Raw genomic sequence first — 22,315 nt, forward strand, 5'->3', positions numbered from 1 at the left:
GCCTTATCCGGTAGACAGTAATCGGTTGCGACAGTTGCCGGTATCGTGGGTTTTGCCTGTTCATTACCGCAATCCATCGATGCCATTGATTCGCGCATCCGCCGGTGAGTGTTCCCCGACCGGGTCGCGGCCTATACTGGCGCCGCAAGACGATCCGCGCACCCGGGCCCGACGTAAATACGGGTCGAAGACAACACCGAGAGGCCTTCGTGAATACGCTTTACTGGTTCACCCGCGATCTCCGCCTGCATGACAACGCGGCCCTGCTGGCGGCCTCGAAATCCGACAGCCTGCTGTGCGTCTACGTGGTGGATCCGCGCTGGTTCACTCCCGGCCGGTTCCAGAGTCGATCGATGGGAACGCATCGCTGGCGTTTTCTGTGGCAAAGCCTGATGGCGCTGGAGCGGCATCTTCGCCCATTGGGCCAGCGATTGCATCTCGCGTTCGGTGTTCCGGAGCAGGTCATTCCGGCGCTGGTCCGGGCCCACGGTATCGATCACATGATCCGTTCACGTCAGCCGGGTACGGAAGAAGCCGGCCAGTGGCGGGCTATCCGGGAAGCGGTGCCCGCGACCCTATGTCGGGAGTTCGAGACGCTGAGCCTGTTTACCGAGGGCTCCCTGCCCATGCCCCTCGACGAACTGCCGGCCACCTTTTCCCAGTTTCGCAAACAGGTTGAAGTCGCTGGTGGGCATCATACCGATGCTCTGCGCATTCGGACGCTGTCGGCCCTGCCGCCGCCTCCCGGTTTCGCGCAGGACAACCGCGGCGACTGCCCGCCCATCAGCGAGCCGGGGCAAGCTCCGCGATTTACCGGTGGTGAGCGTGCCGGGCTCGAACAGCTGCAGGCGTTCATTTTCGACAGCCACCGTATTGCGCGCTACAAGGACACCCGTAACGCGCTGGACGACTGGGACGCCTCTTCCAAATTTTCGCCGTGGCTGGCCAACGGCAGTCTGTCGGTGAGGGAGGTGGCTGAGAGCATCGCCGAATACGAGCGTGCCGAAACCCGCAACGAATCCACCTACTGGCTGTGGTTCGAACTGCTGTGGCGGGAATATTTTTACTGGTCTGCACTGCGCCATGGCGTCGACCTGTTCCGGCGTGACGGTGTCCAGTGCAAACGGCGACCGGTGACATTCTACCCTCACCGATTCAAGGCTTGGTGTGAGGGCACCACCGAGTACCCGCTGGTTAATGCCGCCATGAACCAGCTCCGCCAGACCGGCTACATCAGCAACCGCGCCCGGCAGTTGGCGGCCAGTTGCTTCGTCAACGAGCTGGAGCTGGACTGGCGTTACGGGGCGGCCTGGTTCGAGCAGCAGCTGGTCGACTATGACGTGGGCAGCAACTACGGCAACTGGCAGTACCTGGCGGGTGTCGGCGCCGATCCCCGGGGACAGCGGCAGTTCAACCTGGAGAAACAGGCGCAGACCTACGATCCGGATGGCGCGTTCGTCGCCCGTTGGCAGGGTGAGGCGAATCAGCCGGTGGGGCGCCACACGGTCGATGCGGCGTACTGGCCGTTATCCTGAGGCGCCGGCCACCGTGCGCCGGTACTCGTCCGGGGTCACGCCCATCAGCCTTCGGAACATGGCGATAAAAGCCGAGGCACTGGCGTAGCCCAGCTCCAGGGCGATGGCCTCGACCTTGTCGCCCGCTTCCAGACGCGGCATCGCCTTTACCACCCGCAGCCGTTGGCGCCATTCCGCGAGCGACATGCCCAGGTCCCGCTGACTGCGGCGCATCAGGGTGCGCTCGGTGGAATGGACTGCCCTGGCCAGTTCCGGCAGGGAGCGGCTGTCGCCGGGGTCCCGTTCGAGGATGCCCATCACCCGCGAGAGCACCGGGTCATTGGATGTGGGCAGGTAGCTGCCCATGCATTCGGCGTCGGCCAGTTGGTCCACCAGCACCCGCAGCAGGCGCGTATCGGTCTCGGAGTAGGGCGGTGTCAGGTTCTGCTGGCGCAAATGCTCCAGCAGTTCCCGCACCAGCGGGCTGACGGCAAGGGCACAGGTCTGCTCCGGCAGCGCGTCGCTGAACGGGGCAGAGACATAGAGCGAACCGTGGCAGGCTTCGTAGCGGTTCAGGCCCTGATGTTCCACCCCCGGCGGTAGCCAGAGGCCATACTGCGAGGGGGCCAGATACTGGCGATCGCCCACCTTCACTTCCATGACGCCGCTGAAGGAATAGACGAACTCGCCCCAGGCGTGGCTGTGAACCGGGTACGCCGCCTCCGCTGGCACGCAGGCGCTGCGGAACAGCACCGGTTCCGGCAACCGGTCGCTGAACGGCGGTATCTGCAGGTTCTTGCCGGGAAGACTCATGGTGCACTGTCCGATTAACCGTTTCGACTGTCCATTTTGCGCTATATCCTCCAAACATGACAGCCCGACAATAGACGCTTCCTGTTCATTCCTGCCGAAGGAGCGTTGCCATGAGTACCCGCAAGACTCTCGATGCACAGGCCTCGGGCCTGATGGTTCTGTTCTGTCTGTGTCTCGGCATGCAGCAGGTGGCATTGAAGGCGACCGGCGGCGACATCGCGCCGGTCCTGCAGATTGCCCTGCGCTCCGGCGCCGGTGCCCTGTTGGTTGGGCTGGTGATGTGGTGGCAGCGTGAGCGCCTGAGTTTTGCCGATGGCAACTGGCGTCCCGGTTTGTTGGTGGGGCTGCTGTTTGCGGCGGAGTACTTTTTCCTCGGCGAAGCCCTGCGCTTCACCTCGGCGTCCCACGCGGTAATCTTTCTCTACACGTCGCCGATTTTTTCCGCCCTGATCCTGCATTTCCGGGTATCCGCCGAACGCATGGGAGCGGTGCAGTGGTCGGGTATCCTGCTGGCCTTTGCCGGTATTGCGGTGGCGTTCCTGGCACAGGAGTCCGGGGATGAGGACGTGGTCAGTGATGTGCTGCTCGGCGACGTTCTCGCCCTGCTGGGCGGTCTGTGCTGGGGCATCACGACGGTGGTGATCCGGTCTTCCAGCCTGTCGGAAATCTCACCGCGCCAGACGCTGCTCTATCAGTTGGTGGCTGGCTTCGTGCTGCTGCTCATCGGGGCGGCGGTGAGCAATCAGTTGGCCTTTAATCCCACGCCGCTGGCCCTGGCCAGTCTGGGGTTCCAGTCGGTGATTGTCTCCTTCGGCGCGTTCATGATCTGGTTCTGGCTGCTGCGCCATTATGTCGCTTCCCAGGTGGGTGTGTTGTCCTTCATGACGCCCCTGTTCGGCGTAGCGCTGGGCGGTTGGTTGCTCGACGAGCCCATTACGCCGGGATTCCTGTTCGGCTCGCTGCTGGTGATTGCCGGTTTGTTGCTGGTGAGCGGGCAGGGCTGGTTCCGTCAGCGCTTCCTGGCGCGGCGACCGGCCGTGGATGAGGCATGATGGTTTCCGGATGGCCCCGGCAGACATAAAAAAGCCCCGGCTGGGAGCCCGGCCGGGGCAAAACGTCAGACCAAAGCGGCCGACAGACAGATCGAAGGAAGAATCAGACCAGTCCCAGTGCCAGTGCCGGGAAGGCAATCAACAGGGCCAGCCGGAAGATGTCCGACATCACGAACGGCAGTACGCCCTTGAAGATGGACTGCAACGGCACGTCTTTCGCCACGCTCTTTATGACGAACACGTTCATACCCACGGGCGGGGTGATCAGCCCCATTTCCACGGTGATCACCGCCACAATGCCGAACCAGACCGGATCGAAACCGGCGCTCTGGACCAGCGGCAGCACCACCGGCACCGTCAGCAGCAGCATCGCAATGCTGTCCATGACACAGCCCAGCACGATGAACAGGGCCAGCACCGCAAACAGCACACCGTAGGGCGGCCAGCCCAGTTGCCCGATCACGTCGGTCAGGTAGAAGGAAATCCGTGAGACTGACAGGAAGTAGCCGAAGATTTCCGCGCCCACCAGCATGAAGAAAATCATCACCGACAGTGCGAGCGTCTCTTCCACCGCGCCCATCAGGTCACGGAACGTCATACCGCGGAAGAAGGCGATGATCATGGTGATGAAGGCGCCAATGGCGGCGGCTTCGGTGGGCGTGAACAGACCGCTGTAGATGCCGCCGATGATCAGCAGGAACACGCACATGAAAGGCATGAAGCCGCGCATGCCCAGGATCTTGTCCTTGATGGTGTTGGCTTCGCCGGGCCTGGCGAGTTCCGGTTTGAAATGCACCAGCAGGGCAATGGTGATGCAGTAGAACACCAGCCCCAGGATGCCGGGGATCAGGCCGGCGATGAACATATCGCCCACCGACTGCTCGGTGATCAGCGCGTACAGCAGCAGGGCGATGCTGGGCGGAATCATGATGCCCAGCGTACCGCCGGCGGCGAGGGTGCCGGTGGCCAGGGAGTCGGCGTAGCCCAGCTTCTTCATTTCCGGCAGCGCCACCCGGGACATGCTGGCGGCGGTAGCCACCGACGAACCGGAAATGGCGGAGAAGGTACCGCAGGCGGAGACCGCGGCCAGGGCCATACCACCGCGCCAGGCGCCGAACAGGGAGCGGGCGGCGTCGAACAGCTCGTTGGACATGCGTGCCTTGGAGGCCAGAACCCCCATCAGCAGGAACATTGGAATGGGGCTGAAGCTGTAGTTGCTCAGGGTCTCGAACGGGCTGGTTTCCATGATCGCCAGGGCCGGATCGATGGCCACGATGGCGGTAAAGCCGATCACGCCGACACCGGCCATGGCCAGGGCGATGGGCAGGCGCACCGCGATCATCAACAGCATCAGGGCCACCAGCAGTAGCCCGATTACGGGTGCGCTCATTGGGAAACCTCCTTGCCGGTGGCCAGTCCGGCCAGGCCGACGCTGACGCCACGCAGGGCCATCAGCCCCAGCGGAATGGTCGCCAGAAAGTAAATGTTGCTCAGGGGAATCAGCAGGTCCTGGGTCAGTTCCTGGCTCATCTGGGCGTTATGCCAGGCGTCGACGAAGCGCCAGCACAGCAGGCCGCCGAAGACTCCAAAGACCATGGTGTAGAAACTGTCGATACGCACGATCGTTGTGGGGGACATCTTCTGGGTGAAAAGATCGACGATCAGCTGACCCTTGTCGATGGCGTACGGAAAAGCCAGCAGGATGGCGAACAGCAATCCGTACTTGACCAGCTCGATACCGCCGGGGAACGTCAGGTCGATGGCACCGCCCGTAGCCGAAAAAATGGCTCGCGCCGCCACATCGAGGACGACGCAAACCATGATGGCCAGTAGGAGGATGCCGCCTGCGCGATAGAGGATCAGACAGATTCGATCTATAAGCTTGCAGACAGACATGCAGTACTACCTCTGGGATTGAATCAGGCGTTTACGAGCCGCACTCGCTCGTCAGCGCCTTGGCCTGTGAATAAACATCTTCAGCAGGCAATCCCTTCTGCTTCAGCTCTTCCAGGTAATCGTTGGTGGTCTTTTCGAACAGCTCCTTCCAGGCCGCCATCTTGTCGGTGCCCTTGATTTCCGTGATCTGGTCACCGGCCTCGACGGCTTCGGCGCGGCCCTTGTCGTCCAGTTCGTCGAACAGCACGCCGAAGTGCTTGGCCTGGGCCAGGCCGGAGTGATCGTCGATCACTTTCTGCAGGTCCGCCGGCAGCTTGTTGTAGACGTCCTTGTTCATGGTCATGACGAAGGCCAGGGAGTACAGGCCGATCTCGGAGTGGTAGCCGGTCTGCTCGGCCAGGCGGAAGCTCTTCACGCCTTCCCAGGGCATGGCAACGCCGTCCAGTACGCCGCGCTGCAGGGCCGGGTAGGTGTCCGGTGCGGGCATGCCAACCGGCTGGGCGCCCTGGCCTTCCAGCATCTCGCCGACCACCGTGGTCGGGCGGCGGACCTTGAGGCCGGCCAGGTCTTGCGGTGTGTTGACCGGCGTTTCCCGGGTGTGGATGTGGCCGGGGCCATGCATGAACAGGAACAGCGGATGGGTTTCATCCAGTTCCTTGCTGATCAGCTTCTCGTCGTACAGGGATTGCAGCATGCAGGAGCCCTGTTTGGCGCTGTCGATCAGGCCCGGCAGCTCGGACACTTCAGTGAGCGGGAAACGGTTGGCGGTGTAGCCGGGAATCACGGTGGAGATATCGGTGATGCCGTAGCGCACCGAATCCCAGCTCTGGGTGGCCTTGGTCAGGGTCTGGGACGGGAAGATCTGGATCTCCAGCCGGTGGTTGGAGTCTTCCTCGATGGACTCGGCCCAGGCTTTGACGGTCTGGTTGAACTCGGAGTTGGCCGGCCACCAGTGGGCCAGGCGCAGGGTGTGTTCCGCCGCCTGGGCAGCCGGTTGAACGAACAGCAGGGTGGCGGCGCAGACAGCGGCCGCCCGATTCAGTTTGAACATGGTCGTTCCTTGTTGTTGTGTGGACTTTGGTTATGTGGACTGGCGTGTTGTGAAAACGCGGGGCCCGGAGGCCCCGTCCCCTTACTTTTTGCCGACCGAGTACTGGATCGACACGTTGCGGCTCTTCTGGAAGGTTTCCATGTCTTCGCCGCGCATGCTGGCGTAGATCTCGGGATTGGATACCCCAATCACCGCGCCCATCTTCTCCAGCATGAAAAAGATCACCCCGTAGCGGATCATCTCGATCCACTTGCGGCCGCGGATCAGGTCGCGCTCCTCCTCGGTGAGTTCGAATTCCTCGAACAGCACTTCCGGCTCCTCCAGGAAGCGCTGGCGGTGGGCCGGCTCGATCAGCCGGTGCAGGAAGTCGTTGATCCGGTAGGCCCGGTGGCTGGTTTCCAGGTCAAACAGATAGGTGCCCGGGAGTTTTTCCATACCGTCCAGCTCGTGGGTGAGCTGCTTGCGGTGGGCGTCCAGTTCGGACTCGGCCGGGCGTTCGCCCTGGTCCTCGAAGATGACCGTGGCGATGTTGGTCATCGACGGCAGGTAGCTGGTGGAGTGCACCCGCTTGACGGTGTCCGACAGCGCGCCGCGCATGATCAGCCACATGATCACCTCGGAGCCTTCGGCACCGCCGAGTTCGGCGTATTCGGCGATGGTCATGTTGGTCAGGACCTGGGGATCTTTTTCCAGCAGGTCGACGAAGCGCACGTCCCACTCTTCGTTGTTGAAGCCGCAGCGCTCACCATGCACCTGGTGTGACAGGCCGCCGGTCGCCGCGATGGCCACGCGCAGATCTTCCGGGTAGGACTCGATGGCGCGGCGCAGGGCCTGCCCCATCCTGAAGCAGCGCTTGGCGGTCGGAATCGGGAACTGCAGAACGCCCACCTGCAGCGGCACGATGGTGCCGCGCCAGCCATCGGCGTCCGGCGAGATCATCGACAGCGGCGAGAAACAACCGTGATCCAGCGGCTTCTTCTGGAAGACCGACAGGTCGAACTCGTCGTTCATCAGCGACTGGGCAATGTGACGCGACAGCGCGGCGTGGCCCTTGGTGGGTGGGTAGTCCCGGGCACCGCCCCCTTCGTCAGCGGTGCGGTAAACGTCATCGACACCCAGCGCGAACGGTGAGTAGTGATCGAAGAAAAAAGAGGTGATGTGATCGTTGAAAATCATGAACAGGACGTCAATGTCCTGATCGTCGACCCACTGCTGAACGTGCCGGAAGCCTTCAAAGATCGGCGACCAGGCGGGGTCTTCAGACTTGTTGGTGTCTTTCGCGAAACCAATCGTGGGGGAGTGGGATGCGCCGATCCCACCGATAATTCTGGCCATGCTAGCTCTCCCTTGTACGGGTCTTGTAATCGTTTCAGAGCTGTTGAATCCGATTCAGTTGCTCACGCGTTTCGTACGCGACCTTGGTAACGACCTTCAAAGCTATTCCTTGCGCGATAAAGAAACAATGGGTCATGATGGGAACGAATCGTTTCTTTTTGGAAACGAACAATCCGATGCCTGAATGTCGTGGGAGGTGCAGCGTGCGCTGGTATATCGATGACGTGCCGGTCTTTGTGGCGGTGGTGGAAACCCAGAGCGTGACCCAGGCTGCGCAGCAGTTGGGTATCTCCAAATCCAAGGTCAGCAAGACGCTGAGTCGCCTTGAGGAGGGGCTGGGGGTACGCCTGCTCAAGCGCAATTCCCGCAACATCCATGTCACCAGCGAGGGCGAGACGTTCTACCGCCATGCCATTCCCATCCTTGAGCAGGTGAGCGAGGCGGACAACATCATGGCGGGGCTCACAGCGGTCCCCAGCGGACGTCTGGTGGCGGCGTTACCAGTGGCGTTCGCCCGGGAGTTCGTGGCGCCGCGCCTGGTGGAGTTCCGGGAGCGCTTCCCGGGCATCGAGCTGGAGCTGATCATGGCCAGTCATTCGGTGGACATCATCCGCGACCAGATCGACGTGGCGGTGGTGATCGGCGCGCTGGCGGATTCCGAGCTGGTGTCGCGCCCGCTTTACCAGGGCAACCTGATCTGGGTCACGACGCCGGCGTACGCCGCAAAACACGCCATCGACCCGGAGTCGACCGACCCGGTGCCCCATGTCCAGATCTGCGAGAAGCGCTACGGCATCCGGCAGTTTCCGGTGCACCTGCCGGGCGGGCCCGGGACGCTGGATCTGGCACACGGTCTCATCCACGCCAACGACCCGCTGGTGGTGCGGGAGTTCGTGCTCAATGGCGGCGGCGTGTCCTGTGTGCCCGACCAGTATTGCCGCAAATACCTGGAGGACGGCCGCCTGGTCCAGGTGTTCGAGCAGGTGCGCTTCCAGGAGTCGGCGTCGATCCTTTCGGCGATCTATCCCGGGCGGCGGTTGATGTCCGGCAAGATTCGCGCGTTTCTCGATTTTCTCAATGAAGTGGCGGAAACCATTCGCGCCGACAACCCCGGCAGCCGTGTTCCCGAAGTGCATGCGGGACGGCGCCCGGGAACCGGGTTTCTCTAAATTGAATATCCGGGTGTCTAAATTGGAATAGCCATGAAAGTGGTGGTGGGTCATAAATTGAGGTAATGGAAGGCGGCTTTGCCCCGGGCCGGCCCAAAGGGCTCGAACAGCCTGCCTTTGCCAATAACAAATCCCCCCAATGGAGCTGCCGCAATGATTATCGACTGTCACGGCCACTACACCACCACGCCACCCCAGGTGGGCGACTATCGCGAGAAACAGAAGGAAGCCCTGGCCCGGGATCCCGAGCACGTCGGCGAGAAAGGCCGCATCGTCATCAGCGACGATGAAATCCGCGAGAGCATCGAGGGCAACCAGCTGCGCCTGCAGCAGGAGCGCGGGACCGACCTGACCATTTTCTCACCGCGGGCAAGCTGGATGGGGCACCACATCGGCAACGCCCATACCAGCCGTTTCTGGACCGAGCACCAGAACGATCTGATTCGCCGGGTGTGCGACCTGTTTCCCGAGAACTTCGTGCCGGTGGCGCAACTGCCGCAGTCCCCCGGCGTCGATCCCACCGGCTGCGTGGCGGAAATCGACCGGACCGTGGGCGAAATGGGCTTTATCGGGATCAACCTGAATCCGGATCCGTCCGGCGGTCACTGGACCGGTCCGTCACTGGGCGACCGCGCCTTCTATCCGGTCTACGAGAAAATGGTGGAATACGACGTGCCTGCGATGATCCACGTCAGTGCCGCCTGCAACCCGTGCTTCCACACCACCGGCTCCCATTACCTGGGTGCCGACACCACCGGTTTCCAGCAGTTGATGATGTCCGACGTGTTCAAGGACTTCCCGTCGCTGAAAGTCATCATCCCTCATGGCGGCGGCGCCGTGCCCTATCACTGGGGCCGCTTCCGCGGGCTGGCGCAGGACAAGGGCCTGGGAACGCTCGACGAGCTGGTGCTCAGGAACATCTTCTTCGACACCTGCGTCTACCACCAGCAGGGCATCGACCTCCTGCTGAAGGTGATTCCCGAGGAGAACATCCTGTTCGCGTCCGAGATGATCGGGGCGGTACGCGGCATCGATCCGGAATCGGGGCATCATTTCGATGATACCCGCCGCTACATCGACAACAGTCCACACGTGGACGCGGCCGGCCGCCAGAAGATTTTCGAGGGCAACGCCCGTCGCGTGTTCAGTCGCCTGGACTCGCTGCTGGCCAGGAAGGAGGCAAGCGCATGAAAGAGACCATCGTCGTACAGAACATTGAGCGCGCCGACGAAGCGGTGATCCAGGGGCTGGCTGAATGCGGCGTGGCGACCATCCACGAGGCCCAGGGCCGTATCGGCCTGCTGGCCGATTACATGACGCCCATCCAGCAGGATCGCTGCGTGGCGGGTTCGGCGCTGACCATCAGCGGCGCCGCCGGTGACAACTGGATGATGCACGTGGCGATCGAGCAGGCCCAACCCGGCGACATGCTGGTGTTCGCACCGACGTCCCCGTCCAATCACGGGTTCTTCGGCGATTTGCTGGCCACCTCCGCCCAGGTGCGCGGCGTGGTGGGCCTGGTGATTGACGGCGGCGTGCGCGACACCCGCGACCTGCGCGAGATGAACTTCCCGGTCTGGTCCCGCTATGTGCACTCCCAGGGCACGATCAAGGAGACCGTGGGCTCGGTGAACGTGCCGCTGGTCTGCGCCGAGGCGCTGATCCATCCGGGGGATGTGATTGTGGCGGACGATGACGGCGTCGTGGTGGTGCGCCGGGAGAAGGCGGCCGAGGTGCTGGAGCTGTCCCGGGCCCGTATGGCCCGGGAAGAGGAAAAGCGGGTGCGCCTGGCCAACGGTGAACTGGGCCTGGACATCTACGACATGCGTCCGCGCCTGAAGAAAAAAGGGCTCAAGTATGTCTGACGGCGTGCGCTGCATGTGGATGCGCGGCGGGACGTCCAAGGGCGGTTACTTCCTGGAGGACGATCTTCCGGCCGACAGCGCGGCCCGCGATGCCCTGTTGCTGCGTGTGATGGGCTCCCCCGACCCGCGCCAGATCGACGGCATGGGCGGCGCGGACCCGCTGACCTCCAAGGTGGCGGTGGTGCGTCCCTCACAGCGTGACGATGCCGACGTGGACTACCTGTTCCTGCAGGTGTTCGTGGATCAGGCGTTGGTCACCGATGCCCAGAACTGCGGCAATATCCTGGCCGGCGTGGGCCCGTTTGCGCTGGAGAGGGGGTTGGTGCAAGCGCAGGGTGAGGTCACCGACGTGCGCATCTTCATGCGCAACACCGGGCAGGTCGTGACGGCCCGGGTCGCCACGCCCAATGGCCGGGTCAGCTACGAAGGCGACGCCCGCATCGACGGCGTGCCCGGCTCCGGCGCGCCGATCCCGGTCACCTTCCACGACACGGCCGGCTCCAGCTGCGGGGCCCTGCTGCCCACGGGGCAGGTGCGCGATGTGATCGACGGTGTCGACGTCACGCTGATCGACAACGGCATGCCGGTGGTGGTCATGCGCGCCAGCGATCTGGGTATTCGCGGTGACGAGCGTCGCGACGAGCTGGAGGCCAACAGCGCCTTGCGTAAACGGCTCGAGTCGATCCGCCTGCAGGCCGGCCCCCTGATGAACCTGGGGGATGTGACGGAAAAATCGGTGCCGAAGATGACCCTGGTCAGCGAGCCCAGGGCGGGCGGTGCCATTGCCACGCGGACGTTCATTCCGCATCGGTGCCACGCCTCAATTGGCGTGCTGGGCGCGGTCAGCGTGGCGTCGGCAGCGGTGTTGCCCGGCTCGCCGGCGGCTGAGGTGGCGCAGATCCCGCCCACCGGGGACGCCGGCCTGGTGCTGGATGTGGAGCATCCCACCGGCTCAATGGGCGTTACCCTGACGCTCGATGCCGCCGGTCAGCCCATCGCAGCCGGCCTGTTGCGGACCGCTCGCAAGCTGTTCGACGGTCAGGTGTTCTGACCGTCGAACGACGATGTCGACGGTTGCCGCGTTTCAGCTGGCGCCGTCGCTATGCTTCTGGTCGCGAAAGCGGCTGAGCTCCAGCCCGGTGCCCACCGGCAACAGCACGCTGGTCATGCCTTCTTTGGCACGGACCGCCCGACCATAGGCCTGCACGTTTTCTCCGCCCGGGCGAATCATGTTATCCGCTACGATCATCGCGCCCGGCTTCAGCTTGGGATAGAAGGCTTCCAGGCAGGGCACGTACAGATCTTTCCAAAGATCCAGCAGCACGAAATCGATGCCTTCATCCAGATCGTTGATCATGGCGACCGCGTCGCCCACGCGGAAGTCGATGAAGTCGGCAAGGCCCGCCTTGGTGGCCATTTCCCGGGCGAACTCCGATTTGTGCGCTTCCTGCTCCATGGTGATCACCCGGCCACCGCTGGCCCGTGCGGCGTCGGCCAGCCAGATGCCGGAGTAGCCCATCGACGTGCCCAGTTCGAGAATGCGGGGGCGATCGAGGCTGCGCACCAGGGTGTTGAGCAGCTGTCCGGTTTCCGGGCCGACGGCCATGAAGCGATGGGCACGATCCTGTCGCTCCGGATCACGCGGTTTGTCCCGCTCCTGTCGAATCAAGTCGTGATAGTGGTCGATGACGGCCTGAACCTGAGTGTCCATAGTGAGTTCCGTTCGCAAAACTGAATGAAATGACGGGCGATCGAACGAGCGCTTCGCCCGGCCGGTCCGCGCATTACGGCACAGCCCGGCGGTCCCTTCAAGCCACGCCTGATACGAAATCATGCTCTTCGTCACATGGCTTCGGGGTGAGCCCGATTTCCGCAGTCGTCAATTTCTCCGCCTCCTTCGCAACGTGTCATGGCGGTCGCTTCATTACGGCTGGAGAGGCTGCTGCGCGTGGGTGATTCACAAAAAAGAATGGCGCTTCATAAAATCCGATTTCTCCGCTCCGATTTGGTTTGGTTCTCTAGTCTTGCCTTTTTTGAATCGATAGAGAGAACAAAGAATTTCCAACGGAACCATTAAAAACTGAAGATTTTTCTAACTGCTAGCCGCAGTTGGTATTCGCGGCCGATTCCCGGAATTGGGTCGCTTGCCAAATAAAAACAATGTTTTATTGCAGGAGCGACAACTAGATGAATAAGAACGTGCTGAGCCTGTTGGTTGCAGGCGCAATGACCGTCCCCATGGCCGCTCAGGCCGAGATGAACTTCGACGTTGATGCTGATCTTTATGGCTCCATCCGTGCTGGCGTGAATGATTTCAGCGGCGAAGACGCTGAGTTCACCGACGAGCTGTCCCGTCTCGGGGTCAAGGGTGAAGTGGATATGGGCCTGGATGACGTGAAGGGGATCTTCCACTACGAGGGCCGTCTGCGGGTGGACACCGGTGAATTCGCCGGCTCCGGCGAAGACAATGCCCGTCTCGCCTACGCCGGCGCGAAAGGTAGCTGGGGTACCGTGCAGGGTGGCCGTATGTGGCTGCCGGGCGCCATCTGGACCCACCTGATGGCCGGCGGCGGTTTCAACGACGTCCAGATCAACGACTCCCACAACGTGCATCACCGCATGCCCAACGCCATCACTTACATCTCGCCGAACCTGGGCGGTCTCCAGGCCTCCGCATCGGCGGTGCTGGGCGGTTCCGGCGGGCGTATCGGTGATTCCATCTTCGGCACCGTGGATTCCAGCAATTTCGACGACAACGACGAAAACATGGACATCTACGCGGTGGCGTTGCAGTACAACATCGGCGGCTTCCACGTCGGTGCCACACGTACCTCCACCAAGCTTGACGATTACGAGGGCGATTACGACGTCAACACCGTCGCGGCGACCTACAAGTTCGACAGCGGCATCTCGCTGGGCGGCCTGTACCAGGACGAGAGCAACGACACCGGTCAGGGTTCCTTCGAGGACGTGGAGATCTACAACGGCTCGGTCCAGTATGCCTACAAGGATACTTCCGTGCGTGCCATGTACACCCACCAGGACGTTGACGATGCCGAGAACAACCGGGTATCCCTCGGCGTTCAGCAGATTTTCGGCAAGACCCGTCTGTGGCTCGAATACGCCGATGTCGATAGCGACAACGGCCTGAAGTACAGTCTGGCCAGTTCCGATCTGATCAGCCTGGGTTTCCGGGTCGATTTCTGATGCGGTCAGCGGGAGGGTCCCGGACCCTCCCGCACTTCCTTCCTGTTTGCTGTCCTTTCCTTCCCGTCCGTGACGCGCGGCCTTAGCCAAACGGCTTGTCTTCGTGGCATCGGTTTACCCGCCTAACGGGCAATCCTGGCGCGAAAGCGTTTCTTGGCGTCCTTGATCTGCCGATCGATCTCGGTGGCCTGGGTTTTCAGGGTGTCGATGAAAACCTGCTGGGTCCGGGTGGGGCGCCAGTCCTTGCGCAGGGTGATGCCGATGGGGCGGCTGTTGCCTTCCAGTTCATAGGGCAGTACCCGCAGCGCGCCTTCGTTCAGCTCGCGCTGGATCTGGTGGACGGAAATCAGCGTCAGCCGGTCGCTGTCCTCGAGTATCGCCCGGCTCAGGTTCTGGGAGCCGGACTCGATCAGCTGTCCGGGGACCGGTTTGCCGTGATCGGTGAAGATCTTCTCGAAGATGCGTCGGGTGGGCGTGCCTGGCCGGCCGATGACCCAGCCGGATGCCGCCAGGTCGTCGAGGGACAGTGGGCCGCTGGAGAAATAGGGGTGATCGGGCCGGGCGACAATGACCAGCTCCGACTGGAAGAGCTCGACCTGCACCACGTCGTCGCTAGGCAGCGGTGAGCGCAGGGCGCCGACGATCAGGTCAATCTCCGCATGGCGCAGGTGATTGAGCAGGTCGTCGTAGTTGCCGTCGAAAATGCTGATGCGGAAATCCGGATAATGACTGGAAAAGGCGTTGATGGAGCGGGGCAGCACCGCCGCCCGCGCCAGCGCCATGCTGCCGATGTGCAGATGACCCACTTCCCGGTTCTGCAGGGACTGGATTTCGTCGCGACCCTGGGCCACTTCCGAGAAGCCGATCTTGGCGGCACGGATCAGTGACAGCGCGGCCTTGGAAGGTGTGATGCCGGTACTGGTTTTCTCCAGCAGCTTGATTTCCAGCAGGCTTTCCAGATCCCGTGACGACCGGTACAGCGACGATTGCGACACGCCCAGGTTGCGACCCGCCAGGCTGAAGCTGCGTGCCGCCGATACGGTGACCAGGGCCCGCAGCTGGGTCGTCGTCAGCAGGTTTATCAACTGACTGGCCCGGGCTCCGGAGCGGTCGCCGCCGATGCGCAGGGCTTCGCGCAGGCCGTCCTGGATGGTTTCCAGAGCCCGTCGGACCCGCTCGGCAAAAACCTCCCCGGTGGCGGTGAGGTACATGCCATCGCTCTTGCGGTCGAACAGCCGGGTCTCGAAGCTGGTTTCCAGCTTGGACAGAGCCTGGGTAATCGCCGGTTGGGAGAGATAGACCTGGTTCGTGGCCTTGCTGATGCTCTGGCATTCGGCAACCGCAAGGAAGGCTCTTAAATGTCTGATGTTGGGGGAATTATTATTCATTGAAGTCTCTTCGAACATCTTTGCCCAATATAAGGGAAGGGCAGGGGGCGTTCAATAGAGGCCATTGACCGCGGCGGTCTTGATGGGGGCCATCGATTACGGCCAACGTCAGGTGGTGACTGGCTTGTGCCGGGACGAATCCCTAGAATAATCGCTCGGGTGAGCCTTCCACTCGCAATCCGTTTGATTTGACTATCCTTTCGGTCAGGTTGGTCGCAAAACGACAGGATTTTCATGCTGCACGAACTGGGATTTGGCGGACTGCTGTTCAGTCCATTGGTGGTGTTGGTGCCCCTGGCCTTTCTGATGGCCTTTGTTACCCGCCTGGCACTGCACCAATTGAACCTGCGACACCTGATCTGGAAAGAAGCCTGGTTCGATGTGGGACTCTTCGTGTGCTATCTGGCACTGGTGATCTATTGGCTGGGGGATTGAGCCGACTCATGGGCAAGCTTTTACGCATTGGTTTGACGCTGGTTGTGGTTGCGGTGGCGATTCTTGCCGGAACCTGGGTCTGGAACCACTACCTGTATTCGCCCTGGACCCGTGATGGCCGCATCCGGGCCGATGTGATCACCATTTCCCCGGACGTCTCCGGCTGGGTGACGAATCTGGCGGTGGCCAACAACCGGCCGGTGGCGCAGGGGGATCTGTTGTTCACCATCGACAACACCCGCTACCAGGCCCAGATTGCCGAGGATGAGGCCCAACTGGCCCAGAAGCGCGCTGCCTGGGAGCTGGCCAAGCACCAGTACCAACGGCGCCAGCGGCTGACCGACCGCCAGGCTATCAGCGAGGAAGACCTGGAAACCTACCGCATCAACACCGAGTCGGCGAAGGCGAGCTTTGAGCTGGCCCAGGCCGAGCTGGACTCGGCGCGCATCGATCTGCAACGCACCGAAGTGCATGCGCCGGAGTCCGGTACGGTCAATAACCTGTCATTGCGGCAGGGCAACTACGTGAGCAAGGGAACGCCGGTGCTCTCCCTGGTGCGGCAGGGCTCCTTCTACGTGACCGGCTACTTCGAGGAAACCAAGATCCAGATGATCCACGAAGGCCAGCACGCGAAGATCCGCCTGATGGGCGGCGACCGCACCCTGACCGGCGAGGTGGTCAGCATCGCCAAAGGCGTGGCCGATACCAACACCAGCAGCAATGAGCAGTTGCTGCCCCAGGTTCAGCAAACCTTCAACTGGGTGCGCCTGGCGCAGCGGATCCCGGTGGACATCAAGCTGGATCCACTGCCCGACGACGTTAACGTCAGCGCCGGCATGACCGTCTCCATCTATCTGGACAGCGACGGGTAAGCCGCGCCCATGACGCTCCATCCCGCCTTCGCGCAACTGCTGATGCCGCAACGGAGTGCGGTCATCTATGCCTTCAAGGGGGTGATCTCCATGGCGCTGGCCCTGTTTGTGGCCATGTACCTGGAGCTGGACCGTCCATACTGGGCACTGGTGTCCGCGGTGTTCCTGCAGGTGCGTCCGGAAAGCGGACTGGTCATCGAGAAGGCGATCTGCCAGATCTTCGGGTCCGCCATTGGCGGGGTGGTGGGCATCCTGATCCTGGCCTACCTGATGCCGTACCCGATGCTGGCGCTGGGCTGCCTGACCCTGTGGATCGGCCTTAACTCCGCCGCCGGCACCATGATGCACAGCACCAACTTCATCTACGCCTTTGCCATGGCGGGCATGACCGCGGCGCTGGTGGTGATTCTGGTGATGGTCAATGCCAGCACCGCCAGTAGCCAGTCGGTCTTCGAGATCGCCCAGGCGCGCATCAGTGAGATCACCGTGGGGGCCATCTGCGCGATGCTGGTGAGCCAGCTGCTGTGGCCGGTCAAGGTCAAGGACGGGCTGCGTGGGCATGCCCGCAACGTCATCAACAAATCCCTCGATTACCTGGCCCTGGAGCTGGATCCGGAAGGCTCTCACGACGACCGCCACCAGCATGCCGATGAGATTCTCGAGACCCTGATGTTGCTGACCGACGACTCCAGCGCCGTCGTCTACGAGGGGCCCGAAGGACCGGGACGGGCGCGGGCCTCGAACCTGCTGTGCAACAAAGTGATGTCGCTGCTGGCGGTGGTACAGATCCTGGGGCGTTTCCAGCGGAATCACGCCGAACTGATGACGCCGGCCTTCCGTGAACTGCTGGCCCGGGTGCGTGAACAGTTCCAGGCCATCGCCGCGACCGACAGCTACGAAGAAGGCTACCGGCTGGCCCAGGCCCTGCGCCGGCGCCTGCTCCAGTATCGCAGTGACCATGAGGCCAGCTCGCCGATCGAATCGCGCATGACCCAGGCGGCGCTGGAGCTGGTGGCCGACCTGGTGCTGGTGCTGCGCGCCTACAACGCGCTGGAGAATCGTGACAATACGCTGTTGAAGGCGGCCAAACTCAAGCCCCACCGGGACCTGCTGCTGGGCGCCACCAACGGTTTTCGCACTGCGCTGGTGTTCCTGATCGGCGCCTTCGTCTGGATGCAGACGGCCAGCTCGGCGGCGCTGATGCTGATGATCCTGCCGGTGGTGTTTTCCATCATGTTTGCCCGGTTGCCCCAGGGGATCCAGTCGTTCGTACTCAAGCGGCTGCTGGTCGGGGTCATGTGGGCGATCCCGGTGTCGCTGTTTTTCGCCCTGGGGCTGCTGGCCCAGAGCAGCGGTGACTTCGAGATTCTGGTGCTGGTGCTGGCCGGACCCTATTTTGCCGGCCTGTTGCTGCTGGCTGAACGACCCACGCTGCCCTACGGGCTGGGCTTCTGTATCCCGTTCACCATCATCACCCAGCCGGCCAACAACATGAGTTTCAGCATCGACACCTCGGTCAGCACCGCACTCGGGCTGTTTGTCGGGGTCAGCGTGCTGTTCTGGGTGTTCCGTCTGGTGACACCGCCGGACAGCCTGCTGATGCAACGCCGACTGCTCAAGGCCACCGCTGCCGACCTGAAAGACATCGACCGGCATGACCAGCCGGAAGACTGGTTCAACGGCCGCATGGGGGACAGGCTGCTGAAACTGGCGAACTACGACCAGGGGACCGGCACCCGTGACCGTTACATGACGGATCTGGGGTTCACCGGGCTGAACCTGGGGCACGTCTCCATCCGGTTGCGCCGCCTGATTGAGGGGCGGCGCACACCCCAAGTGGAAACGCGTTTGCGGCGTTGGCAGATGGTCCTGGCCGACACCTACCTGCTCAGCGCCCGGGGAGAGGTCAGTTCCGACTTTCGCGAGGCCAGTCACGCACTTTTGCGGGCCCTGCACGGCGATGCCGAGGCGGACCCGCAGATCGCCAACGTCGAGGGGATGTTCGAGCGCCTGGCGCTGACCTTCGAACGCACCGCTCACACCATTGCCGAGGCCACCGGCAAGCGGCTTCCCGCAAACGAACCCGTCGAGGGTAACGCCGCAGCGTCCTGACAGGGGCAGTCGATGCCCCTGCCATGTTTCCCCGGCATCGGTGATGCCTCTGTACATTCATGCCTTCGTCTTGCCCTCCTTTAACTTGCCCTGAAATCGCCTCGACGTATTGGGTGACAATGTGACCGCTTTATCTATTGATTGGTTGTTTTATTGTCATGGATTGCGTGCCGATCATCGTCCTTGAATATGTTTTTTATATGTCAGATATACGCTTTATGAATGCTTGATAGGAGTATTCGCATATTGCCGGTGACCGAAAATGATTTATCTTTGACGGGTGTTTGACACCAATTTGATGTTTGCGGATTTGCCCCGGGATTTTCGGATCATTCCGATGCATTGATCCGGGAACGGCGCCGCCTGGCGCCACATCCAGTCGCTATCCCAACCACCTTCATGCCCTGGTGCATGGCCTTGCGCCGTTGTCGGGCCGGTTCGCTGTATTGGAAAAGCTGATGAAAGAAAACTGGAAAATCATTTATGCCGCTTTGGCGCGTTTTATTCTGGTAGCCGTAGGCTTTGCGGCGTTATTGGGAATACTGCTTTTTGATATTGTTGTCTTGGGAAACGATATTCCTGAAATATCAGCCACGGAAATATCCCAGGAGTTATTATTGGGGGCCACGGCGATTCTGTTTCTGATGCTTGGTCGTCACTATCCAGCGCGTCGTGGCTTATACGTCCTGGTGGCCGGGTTCTTTGCAGCCTTTCTGATACGCGAGCTGGATGCGCTGTTTGATCTGGTCTATCACGGTTTCTGGAAAGTCCCGGCGCTGGCCGTCACCCTGGGCGCGATTGCCTACGCCCGTCGCCAAAAGGGAACGACGCTCAAGCCTCTGGCTGACTTTGTGCGCTCGCCAGAGTTCACAACCATCGCCTACGGCCTGGCCATCGTGTTCGTTTTCAGCCGCCTGTTCGGCATGGGTTTCCTGTGGGAGAACGTGATGGGGGCTGGCTTCCAGCGTATCGTCAAGAACGTGGCTGAGGAGGGGGTCGAACTGCTGGGCTATGGTTTCGTGTTCAGCGGTGCGTTGCGTTATTACCTGTTGAGCCGGAACCCCGGCCAGACCGCGACGGTGTCGCAGGAGCGTGTCGTGATCGATCTCTACAGCGCCTCCGAGGCTGACCACCAGGCAGCCTGACCGCGCGTTTCATGCGCGTTGTCCGGGGCTCGTCGTTGCCGGCGGGCCCCACTTTCCCTCCAGAACCTCTGTCCGGCTTCCTGTCGGCCTGTTCCTGCGTCTTCATCTTGAATGTGTGATGTTTGCAGTTGTTAATAAGAATATTTAACATCTGCGGCTCTTCCGTGATCCGGCTGGTTGGGCCCGCACGTTGGATTGCGACATTCCCATAACGACGTATCCCATGACGACGTTCCCCATAAAAAAGGAATCCGACAGACATGATTGCTGTACCCAAACGACGTGCCCTATGGCTGGCACCGTTCCTGTCCGGCGCGGTATTGCCCGGCGTTGCTTCCTCCAACACCAACACGAACACGGACGAGCTGGCGCCTTTGGTGGTCTCCGCCACCCGTAACAAGAGCGTGGAAGGGGAGACGCCTCAGAAAGTCACCGTCATCACCCGTGAGCAGATCGAGCAACAACTGGCCATCACCAATGACCCCGGCCAGGTGCTGAGCAACCTGATCCCGTCCTATTCACCCAGCCGGCAAAAGCTATCGAACGCCGGCGAGACCTTTCGCGGCCGTTCCGCGCTGTTCCTGATTGACGGTGTTCCCCAGACCAATCCGCTGCGTGACAGTGCCCGGGACAGCTATACCATCGACCTGAGCATGGTTGAACGCATCGAGGTCATCCACGGCGCCAGTGCGGAGCACGGCCTGGGGGCGACCGGCGGTATCATCAACTTCGTGACCAAGCGCGCGGAAAGCGGGTCATTCAACCAGTCCGCCGGTGTGCAGCTGACCTCGGATGACGACTTCGAGTCCGACGGCCTGGGTTACAAGGCGAATTATCAGGCCAGCGGCCAGAGCGGCCAGTGGGATTACCTGGCGGGCGGGACCTTCCAGGAGCGGGGCGTTTTCTACGGCGGCGACGACGAGCGCATCGGTGTGGCCTATCCCGGCGAAATACAGAACTCCACCAGCTACGATGTGATGGCCAAGCTGGGCTATTGGATCGACGACAACCAGAATGTCGAGTTTTCGGTGAACCGCTTCGATCTGGAAGGCAACGGCGACTACGTGCCCGTCTCCGGCGACCGCGATGCGGGCATTCCGACCACCGCGGAGAAAGGCGACCCCGACGGCGATCCCGGCTACAACGAGGTGACCACCGCGAGCCTGTCCTACGCCCACGGCGACTGGCTGGGTAATCAGGTGGACGCCAAGCTCTACAGCCAGACCTTCCGCGCGCGCTTTGCCACTACCCCGTACTTCCCGTACGACGACGGCAACGGCAACACGCTTTACGACCAGACCCGCAATGAGTCGGACAAGCTGGGCGGCAAGTTCACGCTGGTGCGCGACGGGCTGTTCAACGACCGCCTGAAGCTGACCACCGGGGTGGACGTGCTGCAGGACGAAACCCGACAGGAGCTGGTGCACACCGGTCGCACGTACGTGCCGGAATCCACCTTCCGTAACTACGCCGCGTTCCTGCAGGGCGACCTGTCGATCACCAATGATCTGACGCTGCACGGCGGCGCTCGGTACGAGTACGCCGAACTGAACGTCGACACCTACCAGACCATCGACCGCAGCAACGTCACCCAGGACAACGTGACCGTCGATGGCGGCAACCCGGACTTCGACGAGACCCTGTTCAACGTCGGCCTGGTCTACAACCTGACCGACTGGGCGCAGGTCTACGGCAACTACTCGGAAGGTTTCGGTATGCCGGACGTGGGCCGGGTGCTGCGCGGTATCAGCGATCCGGGGCAAGACGTGGACACCCTGCTGACGCTGCAGCCGATTGTCACCGACAATCGCGAGATCGGCACCCGCTTCAACTGGGACCGTTATGAGCTGGAAATCAGCTACTACGAATCCGACTCCGACTACGGCGAGCGCCTGACCGAAGTGAACGGCGTCTGGGTCGGTAATCGGGAGAAGACCGAAATCCAGGGTGTGGAAGTCAGCGGCGCCATGCAGGTCAACGACGCCCACCGCGTGACCTTGAGCTACGCACACTCCGAGGGGGAGTCGGACACCGACGGTGATGGCGACGTGGATACCGAGCTGACCGGCATCAACATCGCACCGGACACCTTCCGTCTGGGCTGGAGCAGCACCTGGACCGAGCGTCTGACCACCCGCTTCCAGGCATTCCACTACCTGGATCGCAACGTCGATAACGACGAGCTGGACTTCGACGGTTACACGCTGGTGGACGCGGCCGTGGGCTACCGCCTGCCGAAGGGGCGCATCAGCCTGGGTATCGAGAACCTGACTGACGAAGACTATGTCACCTACTACTCCCAGGCGGCACGGGTCAGCGACGACTACTACTTCAAGGGACGCGGACGCACCGTGACCCTTGGCTACGCCGTCAACTTCTGATCAGGATGATTCGGATTCAGGGATGAATAGCTCGCAGTAACGAACAGGCCGGTCTGTTCGGGCCCCCAGGGCGGACCGGC

The 22,315-nt window shown here is 62.0% G+C and carries 19 protein-coding genes; 12 read left to right on the plus strand and 7 right to left on the minus strand.

The window, feature by feature from the left end; translation table 11 throughout:
* Positions 1–209: 209 nt before the first annotated feature.
* A complete protein-coding gene (locus tag DKK67_RS05245) occupies positions 210–1,535 on the plus strand; it encodes a DASH family cryptochrome (protein WP_111495075.1) in 1,326 nt (441 codons plus the stop codon).
* Here the strand turns inward: DKK67_RS05245 and DKK67_RS05250 are convergent.
* On the minus strand, positions 1,527–2,327 hold the full coding sequence (locus DKK67_RS05250; protein WP_111495077.1) for an AraC family transcriptional regulator: 801 nt from the start codon (positions 2,325–2,327) through the stop codon (positions 1,527–1,529). The genes DKK67_RS05245 and DKK67_RS05250 overlap by 9 nt on opposite strands.
* 110 nt (positions 2,328–2,437) lie before the next feature.
* Between DKK67_RS05250 and DKK67_RS05255 the strand changes: the two genes are divergently transcribed.
* Positions 2,438–3,379, plus strand: a complete 942-nt coding sequence (locus DKK67_RS05255; protein WP_111495079.1) for a DMT family transporter — start codon at positions 2,438–2,440, stop codon at positions 3,377–3,379.
* Positions 3,380–3,482: 103 nt separating this feature from the next.
* On the opposite strand, the gene DKK67_RS05260 is transcribed toward DKK67_RS05255, so the two are convergent.
* The 4 genes from DKK67_RS05260 to DKK67_RS05275 all read right to left on the minus strand — a co-directional run bounded on the left by DKK67_RS05260 (position 3,483) and on the right by DKK67_RS05275 (position 7,661).
* Positions 3,483–4,769, minus strand: coding sequence for a TRAP transporter large permease (locus tag DKK67_RS05260; protein WP_111495081.1), 1,287 nt, complete (start codon positions 4,767–4,769; stop codon positions 3,483–3,485).
* Positions 4,766–5,275, minus strand: coding sequence for a TRAP transporter small permease (locus DKK67_RS05265; RefSeq protein ID WP_111495083.1), 510 nt, complete (start codon positions 5,273–5,275; stop codon positions 4,766–4,768). Before DKK67_RS05265 ends, DKK67_RS05260 begins: the two co-directional genes overlap by 4 nt.
* 31 nt (positions 5,276–5,306) lie before the next feature.
* Positions 5,307–6,326, minus strand: a complete 1,020-nt coding sequence (locus tag DKK67_RS05270; RefSeq protein WP_111495085.1) for a TRAP transporter substrate-binding protein — start codon at positions 6,324–6,326, stop codon at positions 5,307–5,309.
* An 81-nt stretch (positions 6,327–6,407) separates the two neighbouring features.
* The gene (locus DKK67_RS05275) at positions 6,408–7,661 is read right to left on the minus strand and encodes a gallate dioxygenase (RefSeq protein ID WP_111495087.1); all 1,254 of its coding nucleotides are present in this window, start codon (positions 7,659–7,661) and stop codon (positions 6,408–6,410) included.
* A 203-nt stretch (positions 7,662–7,864) separates the two neighbouring features.
* Between DKK67_RS05275 and DKK67_RS05280 the strand changes: the two genes are divergently transcribed.
* The 4 genes from DKK67_RS05280 (at position 7,865) to DKK67_RS05295 (ending at position 11,746) form a co-directional block, all read left to right on the plus strand.
* Positions 7,865–8,830 carry a LysR family transcriptional regulator gene (locus DKK67_RS05280; protein ID WP_111495089.1) on the plus strand — a complete coding sequence of 322 codons (966 nt, stop codon included), beginning with the start codon at positions 7,865–7,867 and terminating at the stop codon, positions 8,828–8,830.
* Positions 8,831–8,983: 153 nt separating this feature from the next.
* Positions 8,984–10,021 carry an amidohydrolase family protein gene (locus tag DKK67_RS05285; RefSeq protein WP_111495091.1) on the plus strand — a complete coding sequence of 346 codons (1,038 nt, stop codon included), beginning with the start codon at positions 8,984–8,986 and terminating at the stop codon, positions 10,019–10,021.
* Positions 10,018–10,695: a 4-carboxy-4-hydroxy-2-oxoadipate aldolase/oxaloacetate decarboxylase gene (locus tag DKK67_RS05290; RefSeq protein WP_111495093.1), complete on the plus strand. Its 678-nt coding sequence runs from the start codon at positions 10,018–10,020 to the stop codon at positions 10,693–10,695. Before DKK67_RS05285 ends, DKK67_RS05290 begins: the two co-directional genes overlap by 4 nt.
* Positions 10,688–11,746, plus strand: coding sequence for a 4-oxalomesaconate tautomerase (locus tag DKK67_RS05295; protein WP_111495095.1), 1,059 nt, complete (start codon positions 10,688–10,690; stop codon positions 11,744–11,746). Before DKK67_RS05290 ends, DKK67_RS05295 begins: the two co-directional genes overlap by 8 nt.
* Before the next feature lie 33 nt (positions 11,747–11,779).
* Here the strand turns inward: DKK67_RS05295 and DKK67_RS05300 are convergent, their stop codons facing one another.
* On the minus strand, positions 11,780–12,406 hold the full coding sequence (locus DKK67_RS05300; RefSeq protein ID WP_111495097.1) for an O-methyltransferase: 627 nt from the start codon (positions 12,404–12,406) through the stop codon (positions 11,780–11,782).
* A gap of 476 nt (positions 12,407–12,882) precedes the next feature.
* Here DKK67_RS05300 and DKK67_RS05305 point away from each other — a divergent pair, with 476 nt between their 5' ends.
* On the plus strand, positions 12,883–13,902 hold the full coding sequence (locus DKK67_RS05305; RefSeq protein WP_111495099.1) for a porin: 1,020 nt from the start codon (positions 12,883–12,885) through the stop codon (positions 13,900–13,902).
* A 122-nt stretch (positions 13,903–14,024) separates the two neighbouring features.
* Here DKK67_RS05305 and DKK67_RS05310 read toward each other — a convergent pair whose 3' ends face one another.
* The gene (locus DKK67_RS05310; RefSeq protein ID WP_111495101.1) at positions 14,025–15,290 is read right to left on the minus strand and encodes a LysR family transcriptional regulator; all 1,266 of its coding nucleotides are present in this window, start codon (positions 15,288–15,290) and stop codon (positions 14,025–14,027) included.
* A 234-nt stretch (positions 15,291–15,524) separates the two neighbouring features.
* On the opposite strand from DKK67_RS05310, the gene DKK67_RS05315 reads away from it, so the two are divergent.
* The 5 genes from DKK67_RS05315 (at position 15,525) to DKK67_RS05335 (ending at position 22,235) form a co-directional block, all read left to right on the plus strand.
* Positions 15,525–15,725: a DUF1656 domain-containing protein gene (locus DKK67_RS05315; RefSeq protein WP_111495103.1), complete on the plus strand. Its 201-nt coding sequence runs from the start codon at positions 15,525–15,527 to the stop codon at positions 15,723–15,725.
* An 8-nt stretch (positions 15,726–15,733) separates the two neighbouring features.
* A complete protein-coding gene (locus tag DKK67_RS05320) occupies positions 15,734–16,597 on the plus strand; it encodes an efflux RND transporter periplasmic adaptor subunit (RefSeq protein WP_111495105.1) in 864 nt (287 codons plus the stop codon).
* Positions 16,598–16,606: 9 nt separating this feature from the next.
* A complete protein-coding gene (locus tag DKK67_RS05325; RefSeq protein ID WP_111495107.1) occupies positions 16,607–18,709 on the plus strand; it encodes an FUSC family protein in 2,103 nt (700 codons plus the stop codon).
* A gap of 458 nt (positions 18,710–19,167) precedes the next feature.
* A complete protein-coding gene (locus tag DKK67_RS05330) occupies positions 19,168–19,854 on the plus strand; it encodes a hypothetical protein (protein WP_162628754.1) in 687 nt (228 codons plus the stop codon).
* Between the two features lie 260 nt (positions 19,855–20,114).
* Complete coding sequence (locus tag DKK67_RS05335; RefSeq protein ID WP_111495111.1) at positions 20,115–22,235, plus strand: TonB-dependent receptor; 2,121 nt, start codon at positions 20,115–20,117, stop codon at positions 22,233–22,235.
* Positions 22,236–22,315: the final 80 nt, after the last annotated feature.

The sequence above is a fragment of the Marinobacter bohaiensis genome (genome assembly GCF_003258515.1).
Classification (GTDB): domain Bacteria; phylum Pseudomonadota; class Gammaproteobacteria; order Pseudomonadales; family Oleiphilaceae; genus Marinobacter_A; species Marinobacter_A bohaiensis.

Excerpts from the sequence above, each read along its gene's own strand:
- DKK67_RS05320 (WP_111495105.1), top strand. The coding sequence starts at position 15,734 with ATGGGCAAGCTTTTACGCATTGGTTTGACGCTGGTTGTGGTTGCGGTG.
- DKK67_RS05335 (WP_111495111.1), top strand. The coding sequence starts at position 20,115 with ATGATTGCTGTACCCAAACGACGTGCCCTATGGCTGGCACCGTTCCTG.
- DKK67_RS05255 (WP_111495079.1), top strand. The coding sequence starts at position 2,438 with ATGAGTACCCGCAAGACTCTCGATGCACAGGCCTCGGGCCTGATGGTT.
- DKK67_RS05275 (WP_111495087.1), bottom strand. The coding sequence starts at position 7,661 with ATGGCCAGAATTATCGGTGGGATCGGCGCATCCCACTCCCCCACGATT.
- DKK67_RS05285 (WP_111495091.1), top strand. The coding sequence starts at position 8,984 with ATGATTATCGACTGTCACGGCCACTACACCACCACGCCACCCCAGGTG.
- DKK67_RS05305 (WP_111495099.1), top strand. The coding sequence starts at position 12,883 with ATGAATAAGAACGTGCTGAGCCTGTTGGTTGCAGGCGCAATGACCGTC.
- DKK67_RS05295 (WP_111495095.1), top strand. The coding sequence starts at position 10,688 with ATGTCTGACGGCGTGCGCTGCATGTGGATGCGCGGCGGGACGTCCAAG.
- DKK67_RS05315 (WP_111495103.1), top strand. The coding sequence starts at position 15,525 with ATGCTGCACGAACTGGGATTTGGCGGACTGCTGTTCAGTCCATTGGTG.
- DKK67_RS05330 (WP_162628754.1), top strand. The coding sequence starts at position 19,168 with ATGAAAGAAAACTGGAAAATCATTTATGCCGCTTTGGCGCGTTTTATT.
- DKK67_RS05300 (WP_111495097.1), bottom strand. The coding sequence starts at position 12,406 with ATGGACACTCAGGTTCAGGCCGTCATCGACCACTATCACGACTTGATT.
- DKK67_RS05325 (WP_111495107.1), top strand. The coding sequence starts at position 16,607 with ATGACGCTCCATCCCGCCTTCGCGCAACTGCTGATGCCGCAACGGAGT.
- DKK67_RS05270 (WP_111495085.1), bottom strand. The coding sequence starts at position 6,326 with ATGTTCAAACTGAATCGGGCGGCCGCTGTCTGCGCCGCCACCCTGCTG.
- DKK67_RS05260 (WP_111495081.1), bottom strand. The coding sequence starts at position 4,769 with ATGAGCGCACCCGTAATCGGGCTACTGCTGGTGGCCCTGATGCTGTTG.
- DKK67_RS05250 (WP_111495077.1), bottom strand. The coding sequence starts at position 2,327 with ATGAGTCTTCCCGGCAAGAACCTGCAGATACCGCCGTTCAGCGACCGG.
- DKK67_RS05310 (WP_111495101.1), bottom strand. The coding sequence starts at position 15,290 with ATGAATAATAATTCCCCCAACATCAGACATTTAAGAGCCTTCCTTGCG.
- DKK67_RS05265 (WP_111495083.1), bottom strand. The coding sequence starts at position 5,275 with ATGTCTGTCTGCAAGCTTATAGATCGAATCTGTCTGATCCTCTATCGC.
- DKK67_RS05290 (WP_111495093.1), top strand. The coding sequence starts at position 10,018 with ATGAAAGAGACCATCGTCGTACAGAACATTGAGCGCGCCGACGAAGCG.